General features: G+C 31.4%; 14 protein-coding genes and 1 pseudogene. 8 read left to right on the top strand and 7 right to left on the bottom strand.

The window, feature by feature from the left end; all coding sequences use genetic code 11:
• Positions 1-233: 233 nt before the first annotated feature.
• On the bottom strand, positions 234-1184 hold the full coding sequence (locus FOF46_RS26360) for a hypothetical protein (RefSeq protein ID WP_143918529.1): 951 nt from the start codon (positions 1182-1184) through the stop codon (positions 234-236).
• A 209-nt stretch (positions 1185-1393) separates the two neighbouring features.
• On the opposite strand from FOF46_RS26360, the gene FOF46_RS26355 reads away from it, so the two are divergent.
• The 7 genes from FOF46_RS26355 (at position 1394) to FOF46_RS26325 (ending at position 9412) form a co-directional block, all read left to right on the top strand.
• The gene (locus tag FOF46_RS26355) at positions 1394-2023 is read left to right on the top strand and encodes a hypothetical protein (RefSeq protein ID WP_143918528.1); all 630 of its coding nucleotides are present in this window, start codon (positions 1394-1396) and stop codon (positions 2021-2023) included.
• A gap of 12 nt (positions 2024-2035) precedes the next feature.
• Positions 2036-2188: a helix-turn-helix domain-containing protein gene (locus tag FOF46_RS33140; protein ID WP_407933708.1), complete on the top strand. Its 153-nt coding sequence runs from the start codon at positions 2036-2038 to the stop codon at positions 2186-2188.
• A 495-nt stretch (positions 2189-2683) separates the two neighbouring features.
• Positions 2684-3559 carry a hypothetical protein gene (locus FOF46_RS26345; RefSeq protein WP_244299775.1) on the top strand — a complete coding sequence of 292 codons (876 nt, stop codon included), beginning with the start codon at positions 2684-2686 and terminating at the stop codon, positions 3557-3559.
• A 166-nt stretch (positions 3560-3725) separates the two neighbouring features.
• Entirely contained in the window at positions 3726-5771 is a 2046-nt protein-coding gene (locus FOF46_RS26340; RefSeq protein ID WP_143918527.1) for a six-hairpin glycosidase-like protein, read from the top strand.
• A gap of 7 nt (positions 5772-5778) precedes the next feature.
• Positions 5779-6534, top strand: a complete 756-nt coding sequence (locus tag FOF46_RS26335; RefSeq protein WP_143918526.1) for an amidohydrolase family protein — start codon at positions 5779-5781, stop codon at positions 6532-6534.
• Positions 6535-6608: 74 nt separating this feature from the next.
• Entirely contained in the window at positions 6609-7715 is a 1107-nt protein-coding gene (locus FOF46_RS26330; protein ID WP_143918525.1) for a DNA alkylation repair protein, read from the top strand.
• A 191-nt stretch (positions 7716-7906) separates the two neighbouring features.
• A complete protein-coding gene (locus FOF46_RS26325; protein WP_143918524.1) occupies positions 7907-9412 on the top strand; it encodes an amidohydrolase family protein in 1506 nt (501 codons plus the stop codon).
• 57 nt (positions 9413-9469) lie between these two features.
• On the opposite strand, the gene FOF46_RS26320 is transcribed toward FOF46_RS26325, so the two are convergent.
• Positions 9470-9955 (bottom strand): hypothetical protein, encoded by a 486-nt coding sequence (locus FOF46_RS26320; RefSeq protein WP_143918523.1) that lies wholly within the window; start codon positions 9953-9955, stop codon positions 9470-9472.
• 212 nt (positions 9956-10167) lie between these two features.
• Between FOF46_RS26320 and FOF46_RS26315 the strand changes: the two genes are divergently transcribed.
• Positions 10168-10920 carry a hypothetical protein gene (locus FOF46_RS26315; RefSeq protein ID WP_143918522.1) on the top strand — a complete coding sequence of 251 codons (753 nt, stop codon included), beginning with the start codon at positions 10168-10170 and terminating at the stop codon, positions 10918-10920.
• Here FOF46_RS26315 and FOF46_RS26310 read toward each other — a convergent pair whose 3' ends face one another.
• The 5 genes and pseudogenes from FOF46_RS26310 to FOF46_RS26285 form a co-directional block, all read right to left on the bottom strand.
• Positions 10921-11316 (bottom strand): hypothetical protein, encoded by a 396-nt coding sequence (locus FOF46_RS26310; protein ID WP_143918521.1) that lies wholly within the window; start codon positions 11314-11316, stop codon positions 10921-10923.
• Between the two features lie 18 nt (positions 11317-11334).
• Entirely contained in the window at positions 11335-12354 is a 1020-nt protein-coding gene (gene pheS, locus FOF46_RS26305) for a phenylalanine--tRNA ligase subunit alpha (protein WP_109436095.1), read from the bottom strand.
• 261 nt (positions 12355-12615) lie between these two features.
• Positions 12616-13470, bottom strand: a pseudogene (locus tag FOF46_RS26300) (polysaccharide deacetylase family protein).
• Between the two features lie 90 nt (positions 13471-13560).
• Entirely contained in the window at positions 13561-13986 is a 426-nt protein-coding gene (locus FOF46_RS26290; RefSeq protein WP_143918518.1) for a lipocalin-like domain-containing protein, read from the bottom strand.
• Between the two features lie 62 nt (positions 13987-14048).
• Entirely contained in the window at positions 14049-14870 is an 822-nt protein-coding gene (locus tag FOF46_RS26285; protein ID WP_109436098.1) for a GNAT family N-acetyltransferase, read from the bottom strand.
• Positions 14871-14873: the final 3 nt, after the last annotated feature.

The raw sequence follows: 14873 nt of genomic DNA, 5'->3' as shown, positions 1-14873 counted from the left end.
ACAAGTTATTTAATACACACACTTTTGGGGGTGGGTCAATTTAAACAAGAATAGGTGGGTCAGTTTAAATAGGATTTACTGGGTCAATATAATAGGAATAGGTGGGTCAGTTTGGCAAGAATTTCCAATTGACTTTCCAATCCGTTGTGTTTCTTTCATTCTATTTTTCTATACTAACCGAGGCTATTATTTCCGAAGATAGGTTTTTCTGAAGATCAATTATCTTTGAAGAATCATAAAATCTCATCAATAACTTTTTTTTCTGTGGTTTCCCCATTAAAATAATACTCTGCATTTTCTCTGGAAAGATCTCGTCTAAATTCGTTGTGTTTGTAATATTTCCATTTTATATTTTTATCATCTTCTATTTTTTCTAATCCTTTTCTGGAAATAAACGATTGCATATAGTATGATGTTTTTTTATACCGTCCTTGACTCTCTTTTCTTTCGACCAATCTAAGATAGCGATGGTTTTTTCTAATATAAAGTACACATACTACTATAATACTTAATATAACGATTCCTAAAATACTAAAGGTTTGTAAAGGGGCTAAAGGAAAGCTCGTCAAGAAAAGTAATCCTTTAAAAAAAAGAAAGAATGATAATATCCCAAGCAATATACCTGGAACTATTATTTCTTTAATATGTAGATTATTTTTTTCTAAAAATTTCTGTCGGAATCCAGGTTTATAAATCGATTTTTTAACCCGAGAGATTACAAGGTCATCTACTTTATTTTTAATTGTTTTTTGGTCAAAAAAAAGTTCAGCTTTTCTTCTCTCAGAAGGATCTTCTCCATTAGAAGAATAAAACGACTCTACATCTGTCCATTTTATGTTCTTATCAAGGACTATTCTTTCTGGTTTTTTGTATGAAATATAGGATTGAACAATATAATATACAGCTTCTTCATTTTGACCTTTCTGTTCTGTTCTTTTTATAATTCGATAATACCGATGATATAGATTGTTATACAACTTAAACAAGAATATTACTACTATTATAGATATCCCAAAAATTGGTAAGAACCAAGCGGTAATGCTTAAATGCATTATTACCGAACAAATTAAAAGTGGTATCATCATAAAGAATACCATTTCTAAATTTTCTGCATGACTATTAATCGTATTGTCATACCGATAAGGTTTATATATTGATTTCCTAATCAGAGGGGGTTCTTCCATTTTTTTCTATAATATAACAATCAAGAGTTAAATATCAGTATTGTTTATTTAAAAGTAAAAAAATATTCGATCAAAATAGCATCTCCATAAATTGTATCGGTTCAATAAATCTGGCGTCAAATAAAATAAAGCTATTTTTATATTTTAAAACATTGGTGATTAGTTTTTTAGCTGATCTAAAAAGCAAAACACAATAAATAAAACATGTTATGATTTTAAAAAGAGGTCATTATTTAGCTCCTAACTATCAAACCTATGATTTTAATGATTTTCTAGTGGGTACAACAAAATATGAAGCCCCGGTAGAAACCGGAGTTTGGCATTCTCATGAAAAGCCAGTCATTAGTTTTGTGCTCTACGGGGGTAATAAAGAATATCGCAAAGGTAAAGAGATCGAAAGATTAGAAGGAGCAATAAATTATTACCATGCTCATGAACTTCACAAGAATATCTATACTAAATTCCCTTCGAAACACATAAGCCTGGAAATAGATGATACTTTTTTAACAAAATATGAGCATACAGAAGAGTCTATCGAGTTAGCAGTGACAAAAAACCATGATGCTCGTTTTACTTTTATCAAATTACTCAATGAAGCCGAAATTAATGATCTACAATCCTATAGCTCAATAGAAATGTTATTATTAACTTTTCTAGAAAACTCCCTTAACTCAAAAGATGACTTATTATTTCCAAAATGGATGCTATCTATAAGAGATATTCTAAATGATAGATGGAATGAAAATATTTCTTTAAAAGAATTAAGTGATAACGTTAATGTCCATCCAACTACAATTTCGAAGAATTTTAGAACGTATTTTCAATGTACTCTAGGCTAATACTCCCGTAAAATAAAAATAGACCGTTCACTTGATTTATTAAAATCTAAACAGCATTCTCTTACAGAAATTGCATATATATGTGGTTTTTCTGACCAAAGTCATTTTACCCGTGTTTTTAAATCTATCTCTGGTTATTTACCTAAAGAATATACTAAAGTCTAAATAAATCTTGCGTTATCTCTTTTTATCATTCTTATATGTTTTGGAAATCAGAAGATGATAACTTTTATCCAAGAATGGAAAATAGTCCGTGCTCCTTTTCATCAAATCTCAGTATATGAACATCCTTAGTTTTTACTTTAAAGAACCCATTGAAAGTTGTAAATCAGGCTCTTTAAATAAAAAAAACTATTTTTAATATTTAGTGTCATGCACAAAATTAATGTTACTTCTTTCTATTTTATTGTTCTTTGATCATTCAAAACTTGCTACCAGACTTGCAAGATTAAGTTCATAGGACGAAAAAAACATGAAATCAACAGAGATTTATAAATGGCATGGTAACATTTTAATATGTTACGACACTTACTTTTATAACACTGAAAACTATGATAATGATTTCACTAAAATCAGGGTAATATTACTATTCTTTTTAAAACTACATTTATCATCATTATCTCTATTCATATAAACATTAAAGTCAAAACAATTTAAAAAATGGATAATTATTACAAACCATCAGGAAAATTTTCTGCAACCTCATTACTTTACTTTATACTACTATCATGTACAGCATTCCCAATTCTTGGGCTTGTATATGCATACTGTATATGGTACATCCCATTCTTTTATATTAACTTTCTTATCACAGGAGCATTTGGTTTTGCTATCGGGTACCTAATCAATGTTTTTGTTATCGGAAAAGGAAAAGTTAGAAATACAATGCTTGCAGTTATCCTAGGAATATTAGGCGGACTTATTGCAATGTATTTTCACTGGTCGGTTTGGACTGATCTGGTTATCAACTCTGGTGAAAGCTATGGGACATCACGAATAGGTATTACTGTAAGTAATATAAAAATTTTACAAGTTTTCACTCTAGTAACACAACCTGATGTTTTATTTAGTTTAATTGGAGAGATTAATGAAGTTGGAGTCTGGGGAATTCGTAATGCAACTGTAAGTGGAGTTTTTTTAACGATCATTTGGATCATCGAATTATTAGCAGTAATTGGTATTAGTACATTAACATCATTTCCTAAAGCCGGAGAGCCCTTTTGCGAAACCAATAATAACTGGTTTAAAGAAAGTGTTTTACCTGCTTTTAATCATATCCCCGAAACCTCTAAAATGATTGCAGATCTGGAAAAAGGAGATCAGAGTGCCTTTAATGAATTAGCACCCTCTTCTAATATAGAACAAGATCATAGTGTATTTACATTATATACATCTGATCAAAACAAATGTTATCTTTCTATTGAAAACAAAAAGGCCAAAAGAGATAACAAGGGAAAACTTGATTTTGACACTGATACCTTTATTGAATATATTTCTTTAAATACTACTCTTAAAGATATATTACTAGCGAAATAAGTTATCAAGAGAGGTATAGAAATTTGATATTTCTATACCTCTTGTTCTAAAAAATGGGAAATAAATCGAGAAAGGTTTTAACATTAAATTGTAAATAAACAGGAATGTTCCTTTTATTTTTGAGCATGATCAATTTAAATTGATGATTCTAATCAATGCATAACAAATGATCCTGCACAAACTAATTTTATTTGCTCTTATTATTGTTTCATGTAATGCCTTAGCACAACAAAAGCATACAGAACCTACCTCTCCATATTGGGAAATCACGAATAGAAAAAGTATTGTTTGGGATATAACTAAAGAAAAAAGGCTTCCCCATAAGGAAAATATAGAAATGGCAGGCAAAAATGTAGCTTCCATTATCTACTACAAAATTGACGAAAACAAAAAATTATCTATTACAAAAGATGTTATCTTCCCTCAACTTAGAACATATAATAAGTCAAATGAACCTGACTGGAAGAAATATAGAGCGTATTTCAGAAAAAGCATCTCAGATCAAATCGCTCCTTCTATTGCCTATAAAAACAAAATTATAGTCCCATCTACAGTAGATTCTGTTGAAATTGGTGGCATGCTTACTTTTTATCACACCCCAGTAGAAGACTTACAAATTATAAAGACGATATACCCATCTATGGAAGACAGGTATATTGTAGAACGATGGGAAATAAAAAATGTTAGTCAGGTCATCAAAGAATTATCTATTTCGAATTGTAAATTAAAACAAAGTGAAGTCGGTTATAAAGGTGAGTATACTTTTGAGATGTTTAGTGATGCTTCAGAACAACTTAACTTATCTCCTGGCACATCTTATAGTTTCCCTGTGTATTATGGAGCTACTCTAAATAAAGAAAAAACCATAAATTTTGATTTTAGAAAAGCAGAGCAACAGAGAAAAGATTTTCTGTCTACAATGCAAAACAATCTTGTCTTAGAAACTCCTGACAAAACAATTAATACGCTTTTCTATTTTTCAAAAATACGAGCTTCAGAAAGCATATTTAACTCCTCTATGGGACTTGTACATTCTCCGGGAGGTGGAAATTATTATGTTGGTATTTGGGCCAATGACCAAGTAGAATATAGTGGCCCTTTTTTTCCTTACTTAGGATATCAAACAGGAAATATAGCGGCCTATAATACTTATATTCATTTTCAGAAAAATATACCCGCAGATACTACTGCAATTGCATATGCTTTTGAAGTTGATGGAAATTTTAAGATGGATCATCTTGATCGTGGTGATGCTGCAATGATTGCCTATGGAGCATCGCATTATGCATTGGCTTCTGGTAATCAAAAAACAGCCAGCGAATTATGGCCTTTAATTTCCTGGAGTTTAGAATACTGCCATAACCATAGAAATGCATCTGGTGCAGTGCTATCAGAGTCTGATGAAATGGAAGGACGAATAGCAACTGGTACTGCAAATTTATCCACCTCTACATTGTATTATGGAGGATTAAAATATGGTATTCGTCTAGCTGAAGAGCAAAACATGAAAGATTTAGCAAAAACCTATAAAGCTCGTTTGTCGGCAATGAAAAATGTCATCAACGACTATTTTGGTGCTACATTAGAAGGTCTTGAGACCTATAAATATTTTGATGAAAACAAACATCTACGACATTGGATATGCCTTCCTTTAAGTATGGGGATTACCTCTCGAAAAAAAGGAACTATAGATGCTCTATTAGGTAAGTTATGGACAGAAAATGGTGTTTTGGTAGAATTTAAGCATGAGACTAATACTGACTCTACTACTTTCTGGGATAGAGCTACATTATATGCCTTACAAGGAGTCATGAAAGTGGGTGAGACCGATAGAGGCTTTAAAAAATTAAGGAGTTTTTCAGAAAAACGCCTATTAGGTGACCATGTGCCTTACGTTGTAGAAGCATATCCTGAAAATAATATGAAGCATCTCTCTGCCGAAAGTGCCTTGTATTGTAGGATTATTACCGAAGGGTTATTGGGATTAGAACCTTTAAGTTTCAACAAAATAAAAATCACCCCGTCTTTGCCAAAGACATGGGATCATCTTAAACTACAAGACATTGCATTATTTGGACAAAAAACAGATATTCTGCTGTCTCGAGACCTTAAAAGATTAAGATTAAAAGTTATATGTAATGAAAAAATCATTTTTGACGAAAGTATAAAACCTAATACTGAACTCTCTATAATATTACCTGCCAAAAATTAACAGTGTTATGAAGATTTTTGATGCTCATTTTCATATTATCAATCCAGACTTTCCATTAGTAGAAAATAATGGGTATTTACCTCCTGCTTTTACTGTCGAAAATTACAAACAACAAACTAAAGAATTTAATAGTGTTGGTGGTGCAATTGTATCTGGTTCTTTTCAAGCTTTTGATCAGGAATATCTCATACACGCACTTCAGAAAGTAGGTAATAACTATGTAGGTGTTGCAAATATTCCTTTTAATCTTGCTGATGAAGAATTAAGGAGATTACAAAACTCGAATATTGTTGCTGTTCGATTTAACCTTAAAAGAGGTGGTTCTGAAACTATAGATAAATTGCCACAATTGTCAAACAAGCTCTTTGACGATTATGGATGGCATACCGAACTCTATGTAGATGCTAAAAATCTTAAGGAATTAAACCCTCTACTATCAAAAATTCAAAAATTCTCTATTGATCATCTTGGTTTATCCAAGGAGGGATTACCAGAACTATATGCATGGGTAGAAAAAGGAGTTCGGGTAAAAGCAACTGGGTTTGGACGAGTTAATTTTAACCCTATTCCTGTCATGAGACAGATTTATGATATCAACCCTAAAGCATTATTGTTTGGGACTGACTTACCATCAACAAGAGCAAAAATACCATTCTCTCAAAAAGACATCAATATCATAATAGACAATTTCTCGATGTCAGAACAGGAAAATATTTTTTATAAAAATGCTCAACAATGGTATAATAAATCCAGACATTTTTAAAATATTATGAATTGCTGACATACCGTTGTCATTATCCCATTTTACTTTTACATCAAACCAAATAATGGATCATAATGGCAGAATTGCTTAAAAATATTTACACTCGCGAGTTTTTTGAAACCTTTACAAATTCACTTCAAAAAATAGTTCCAAATTTTAACACCTCTTCTTTCTTTAAACATATTTTCAATACCGAATGGGAACATAAAGAATTAAAACAACGCATGAGACATATTGTGATTGCTTTACAACATCATCTGTCACCCGAATACTCTAAAAATGTAACTACGATTATTCAGGTTATTGATCAACTTCAAAAAGACGGTGTTAAAGAGAATAGTTTAGAATACATGTTTTTTCCTGATTTTATAGAATATTATGGTATTGATGAGTACGATATTTCTATTGCTGCAATTGAGAAAATCACCCAGTTTACAAGCTGTGAATTTGCTATTCGCCCTTTTATCTTAACATTTCCGAATAAAGGAATACAACAAATGACAACATGGTCTCAGCACAAACATCCTATGGTACGAAGATTATCCTCTGAAGGGTGCAGACCCCGATTACCTTGGGCTATGGCACTTCCATTTCTAAAAAAAGACCCTACTCCAATCCTTCCGATTTTAAAACGTTTGAAAAATGATGAGTCCGAATCTGTTCGAAGAAGTGTAGCCAATAATCTAAATGACATTTCAAAAGATAATCCAGATATCGTTATTAACCTTGCATATAACTGGTATAGTAAATCAAAAAACACCGATTGGTTAGTTAAACATGCCTGTAGAACCTTACTAAAACAGGGAAATATAAAAACAATGAAACTATTTGGATATGGAGCCATTCATAATATCAAAATAGAAGATTTAAAGATTCATACTCCAAAGGTGAAAATAGGGAGCGCACTAGATTTTACATTTGAGCTTCATAATATTGGTAATTCATCATCCAAATTACGATTAGAATATGGTTTATATTATCAAAAAGCAAATGGGAGCTTATCTAAAAAAGTTTTTAAAATAAGTGAAAAAATATATCCTGCAAAATCATCAACAGTAATCGATAGAAAACAATCTTTTAAAGTAATTACCACCCGAAAATTTCATATAGGGTTGCATCGATTATCAATCATTATTAATGGTCATGAATTAGAAAAATACGATTTTGAACTTATTATGTAAGAGATCGTTTATCAAAATCATAACTCAACAATCTGACAAAATCATAATTCTGTCAGACGATTTCATCATTTAAAAAGGTTTTCAAAATCATTAATCGTTACTTAGCTTTTTAGGTATTAATATTAGTGAAAATCGAGATTGTGAAAAAAAGGATATTCTATTTTTTTAAAAGGCTTTTAATTGTAATTTTTTTGGGAATTACAATCATCATTGTAGCCATATTATGGCCTTTACCAAAACTTAAAGTCCCTCAAGAACATAATGTTATACTAATCAAATCTATCAATATCATTGATGTAAAAACAGGAGCCGTTATTCCTGATTACGATATACTTATCAAAAAGAATATCATTACCAGGATTGACAGTATAATACACCCCAGGCAACAATACTTTATAATTGACGGAACAGATAAATATATCATCCCCGGATTATGGAATATGCATACTCATTCTACACAACATTCGGTGTGGTTACATCATCCACTTTATATTGCTAATGGAGTCACTGGTATCAGAGATATGTCTGGACAGCTTAACAAAAAAGATAGTTATTGGGCTGGTACCAAAGAACGTTTACAGTGGAACAAAGAATTAGCACAACACACTCGAATTACCCCTAGATATGTACTGCAAAGCAGTTATCAAATGGATGGAGAATCTTCTGTCCCCAGTGATTTTCCAGAGTTTTTCAAACTAAAAGAAGAACGAGATATTAAACCTTTATTGGAGTTTTATCAAAATGAAAATACTGACTTTATTAAGGTGTATATGCAAATCCCTCCTAAATCTTATCGTAAACTTGCTCTCGAAGCTCCAAAATACGGAATGCATATTGCCGGACATAAACCTATACATATATCCCTGGAAGAAGCAATACAATTAGGACAACGTAGTTTTGAACATGGTCGCATTTTTATGTATGATTGTTTTCCTGGAGCGGATAGTTTAAGAACTTTGAAAACCTGGAAAGCCTTTTACACAAAATCAAAGCCTTTAATGGTTTCAGATTTTAACAAAGAAAAAGCAATACGACTTATGAACCTTATGAAAGAAAAGAATGCACATTGGGTTCCAACATTACAAACTCTTAAATCTGATGCATTCGCTCATGTTTCAACATTTACAGATGATCCAAACGTAAAATATGTTCCTACACTAAAACGAAAATTATGGTGGGATCCGGGGATCAAAAAAGCAGCTAAAAAAAATAAAGCTCCAGAAAGTCAAGATGAGAATCTAAATTTTTATCGTGCTTCACAACAACATGTAAAGATGGCGTATCAACAAGGGGTTCCAATTATGGCAGGGACTGATGTAACAGATGTTAATGTTTTTGCTGGTTTTAGTTTACACACAGAACTTGAAGATTTAACAAAAAGTGGATTATCCAACCTCGAGGCTTTACAAACTGCTACAATAACTCCAGCAAAATATTGCGGATTAGAAAGTAAATATGGTACAATTGCCATCGGGAAAACCGCAGATTTGGTTATTTTAAATCAAAACCCATTAGAAAGTATAACAAATACTAAAAAGATATATGGGGTTTTATTGGATGGAATATTTTATGATGCTAATGATATAAAAGAATTGAAAGAATTTACTGCTTCCCTTGCTTCAACTTTCCACATGAATATTAAAGTGGCATTCAGTTTAATTAGTAGCCCATTAATACGTGTCCAGCTTGCAGATTAAATAAAAAAAAGCCTGTGTATTAACGACACAGGCTTTTCTTTTTTTACAGGAGTTAGGTTAGTTTGTGGATTGCATCCTCGAATAAATAAACTTAAGGGTAGTATCATCTCCCACATCGGGATCATTGTATACTACAGTAATCTCTAAGTTACCATCTTTAAGAATTGCATCAGACTTTGTAAATGATAATAAATTCTTTTTTTCATAGGAAAAATAATATCCTCCATCAGATTCTTCTTTCCATCCACCTCTGGTTTCTTCTGTGTGTTTTATACACTCTCCACCAGTACCAAAATCCTCATAATAGCTGTTCTCGACAAATTTGCGAGTCACTAGAACCTCTAGTGTTGTCAATTTTTCGCAAGGAGAAAGAGGAAATTCCTTAAAAGGCGTGTCCTCTCCTTCATTACTGAATTCTTGCTGTAATTGCCATGTGCCTATTATAGTTGCATTGGAAGTATTTGCATCATTGCTTCCGCAGGAATACATTCCAAAAAATAATACAACACTTAGCAAAGCATAAGTAGGTAATCGTTTGTTCATATGTTGTATTTCCAATTACAGATACAAAAATCAGAAAAATACTTCTGATTAACAAATAATTAACGTTAAAAAGTGCATTTTATCGATATTTAATGTTTTTTGTCGATATAAATTATAGTTCATTACACTTATGATCAATTAAATTTGTATCTATGTTCTAACTTTTTGGTTCATCATTTAATTTCGAAACTACTCACTATTAAAAACTAACTATGATTATTTTTTTCGGAACACATTCGATACGAATAAAAACATACACATACAAAGAATTAGGTCTGGATGAAAAATATAGTGGCTTAAAGTTTCAACTATATCAAAACTTCTTTTTTATATTCTTTATCCCGGTGTTTCCAATAACCAAATTTTGGAAAGTAAAAAATAGTCTTACAAATAAAGAAGTAGGTACTGATGCTGAGTTACGCACGCAACTAAATCTGGTTACAGCCAGAAAAAAAACTCCGTATTGGGCTTATACTGGTTTTTTTATACTTATTACCCCTGTTCTCTTTTTAGTTGGGTTATTGTTACTTAATCTCACTCAGGAAATAACCAGGTCTGCAGAAAAAGGAATTGAATCTATCGAAAGAAGAAAAGAAAATGATAAACTTAATGAAGAGACCATTGACCTCATTAAAAATCCTGAAGTAGGCGATCTATATCATATAAAAATGATAGAAATGATTCCGAAAAAAGACGTTAACGGAAAAAGAAAAGGTTTTAAAAAGGGAGAAAGAGAAGAGTTAGAATATGAATTAACACAATTTTCGATAGATAGTTTAACTCTAAAACTAACTAAAATTCCTAATTACTTTGCAGCAGACTTAACACTTAAAGATGATGTAAAAGTTTCTGGTAAAGATCTTATTACTATTGCAGATAGTTTTAAAACGTTATATCTGTATGAGACTATTGACGGTTCAGAAGCCGTATTTGCAATACAAAAGATTGATCGTACCGATCAATAGTTATTTTACCAAAATCCCACGTTGATCCATTACAGGAAGATCTCGAAAAGCATTTTCGTTAATCGTATTTTTTCTAAAAACGTATTTTTTATCATATAACTTACTCTCTACAAAGAATGTGACCGAAAATTCATTATTCATTTCTAGAAGTTCCTCCTGAAGCATTTCAATTTTGGCAGAAGATTTAGCTTCCATAGTTCCTATGCCATGTCTCAACATAGAAGTTTTTCGTTTATCATCATATCCTTTGGTAACCACTAATACCATTTCTATAGTAGTATCCAAATCATTAATAATATAAGAATTCCAGCTTTTTGCCAAAAATTCTTCATCCCATTCTTTGACCACGGCTATATATACACCTGTTACAACTGGTATTTCTATGTCTTCCTTCATGATTAAAAGCCGATTATACTATAATGCAGATTTAAACTGTTCTAAGAAGCGAATATCATTTTCGCTAAGCATACGAATATCTGAAATCCCATATAACAATAATGCTATACGATCAATTCCCATTCCAAAAGCAAAACCGCTATACTCTTCTGGATCAATACCACAATTCTTAAGTACATTAGGATCCACCATTCCGCAACCCATAATTTCTAACCAACCTGTCCCTTTGGTCATTTTATAATCGGTTTCGGTTTCTAACCCCCAATATACATCTACCTCTGCACTGGGTTCGGTAAATGGGAAATAGGATGGTCGTAACCTGATCTTAGATTTACCAAACATCTCGGTGGTAAAATACTGTAAGGTTTGCTTTAAGTCTGCAAACGATACATCTTTATCAATATACAATCCTTCTACTTGATGGAAAAAACAATGCGATCTTGCAGAAATTGCCTCATTACGATATACTCTTCCTGGTGAGATTGTTCTGATCGGTGGTTTATTATTTTCCATATATCGTACTTGAACAGATGAAGTATGTGTTCTTAGCAAAATATCTGGATCTGTTTGAATAAAAAATGTATCCTGCATATCACGAGCAGGGTGATACTCTGGCAAATTTAAAGCTGTAAAATTATGCCAGTCATCTTCTATTTCTGGTCCTTCACTTACATTAAATCCGATACGGGAGAAAATATCAATAATTTGATTTTTCACCAAAGAAATAGGATGACGCGATCCAACATTAATAGGCTCTGCTGGTCGTGTAAGATCTCCATAAATCCCCTTTTCTTGTTCATTAGATTCTAATTCATCTTTCAGAGATTTCACCTTACCTTCTGCAGCTACCTTAAGTGCATTAATTGCCTGTCCAAATTCTCTTTTCTGATCGCTGGCTACATTTCTGAATTCTGAAAAAAATTCATTAATTAGTCCTTTTTTACCAGAAAATTTAATTCTAAATGCCTCTACATCTTCTTTGGTTTTGGCTTTGAATGCATCTACCTCTGCTATATATTCTTTAATCTTGTCTATCATCACTATTTTCTTAATAGAAGGGCAAATTTACGTAATTTAGGTTAAGTTAGGATAGCACATTCAGCTATTTTGATCTCTATTCTTTTTCAAATACAAAAAGTGTCCATTTCAGAACACTTTTTAGCATTAAAAGTTTAGTAATCCTTTGTTTCTTAAACTACTAGATAGAAAAAGAAAAAAACATATCCCAGCTCTTCTTTTTGAGGCTCTAAAACTAAATTTTACAGAAAAATATGATTAACTCTAATCTATATCGATTATTTATAACCCTAGGTGGTCCATTTTATTCTTTTCGTATCTACTATCTTCTGCTGGATATCTTAAAATTTCTTCAAAATCCCCAGAATCTTTTGCTAATGCCCAGATTAGACTTTCACCTGCATGATTTGGGCTTTTATTAAAAATTGGATCTTTATATGCTTCTTCTGCAGGGATTATATTCCATCCTTTTTCTTTAAACATTTGTATTAAATCATCTAGAAATAATGCTGCGGTTAAATTATGATGCAATAGTAATGTATGATTAATATGTCTACCAGTCATTTTATAAGAAAGGTTTTCATAAAACGTGGCTCTTTCGAAAATATGCTGGAGATAAAAATTTTTGAACCCTTCTATATTTGCATCAGAATTTTCTTTTAGTCTCTTTCTTAATCGACTATCAATATACCAATCGGAAGCATCTATAGTAACATGCCCGTTTTTATATTTTTTTTCTTTCAAAAATTGACGAATACTATCTACTTTTCCTTGAGTATTCCCTTCCTTTAAATATGGAAATCTAAATAGCCTGATATAGTTGCTATAACTATTAATCACTTTATCAGTTTTGATTAATTCTTGAGAAAAATCATTAAAACTAACCTTCTCACTATTATAGTACGGATGTGTATATGTATGGTTTCCTATCCTATGTCATTTTTCATTCCAGCTATTTAATAAAAATTTTCCGTTTTCATCTATTTTATTCTTTCCTGTTACAAAGAAAATTGTCTTGATATTTGCTTTTTCAAGATGACCCAGTAACATCGCATTCCAATCTTTAAAAGAATATTCACATCGATCTTCTGTAATACCATCGTCAAAAGTAAAACTTATCGTAGGTTGCGATATCATCTTTATAGAGATCAATAAGATGATAAATAAAAGTATGTTTTTCACTAGTCTTAAATTATGAAGAATTATTAATTTTATTGAAAGCTTATTTTAGTTCTTCACCAACATATCCTTTTGTATTATTTGTTCTCCCTGAAACTCAAATCTATCTTCTATAGAAAAAACGGTACCTGCTTCATTTATTTCACATGAATAATAAGGTTCTTCATCACCTTCTGTAATACTATATTTATTGTTTCCAAGGTTTTTCCATGTACCAACAGCTTCGTGCGAGAACTCACAGCTATTATTTGCAATCCTATGAAAAGTAGATTTTAAAGTTCCGTCTGCCAAAAAGACGACAGTATTTGTTTTGAAACAATCATCCAACTCAGTTGTTGATCCATTTTGAACCCGTTCAGAAAGTGTCCATTTTCCTATAATGAGGTCTTGAGATCCTGCATCGTCGTCGTCAGAGCTACAGGAAACAAAAAGCGTAAAAAAAATTGCTATACTTACTAGAGTAAAATTTTTCATGAATTTATATTGATTTTGTGGTTGATATGTGCATTGGTTATTTTATAGACAGAGGATAATTATTATATTTTTAATTCCATTTCATATTGGTCTACTGTGTTTTTAAGACCTATAGCATTTAAATACTTTAGTTTATTATCAAGTCTGTCATCTACATTATTAATTTTTACGGTATTTGAAATAGCCTTAATTCCTGAAAATAAACGATCCCAACTCGACTGATTTTCACATAAAACATCAAACTGAGCCAAATAACCGTTAGAGGAGTTAATAATAAAATAGGATTCTGGAATATTATCTTTTATAATTTGAATGTAACGATAATCTCCATTTTTGATTGAATTTTTATGATTATCCCAAGAATAGAATTCTTGATGGGGTATACTGTCCCAATTCATTTGGTCATAGGTTATTTCTTTTAAATCAATATTACCTATATCTTGCTTTTGTAACTCTCCCTTAAAGCACTTATAATGTTTACACTTTTGAAAACCAATACTTTCATAGGATTTAATAGCAACAATATTATCTTGTATTACTTCCAAAGAACATTTGGTAATATGCTGCCGTTTTAAATCTTCAATAGCATACTTATAAATAGATTTTGCGATTCTTTTTCCTCTGTATTCAGGAAGTACTCCTGTTCCTGTATTAAAAGCGATGACTTCTCCATTTCGTTCATCAATGCCATGAATAATAAATCCAATAAGGATATCATTATCGAACATCCCATATGACAAATCATAACGAACCTTGGCATTCTTCCACCTTTTTTTATAATACTGAAAATCAGTTGGCATTTCGACAAAATAATTTTTAAACGAAGCCAGAAAGCAATTCATTATCGATTCGAATGGTACATTTTCTAAGGTTTTAACTGTCATGTA

The organism is Aquimarina algiphila (genome assembly GCF_007489275.1).
Classification (GTDB): Bacteria; Bacteroidota; Bacteroidia; order Flavobacteriales; family Flavobacteriaceae; genus Aquimarina; species Aquimarina algiphila.
This window is presented reverse-complemented; position numbering and strand designations above follow the sequence as displayed.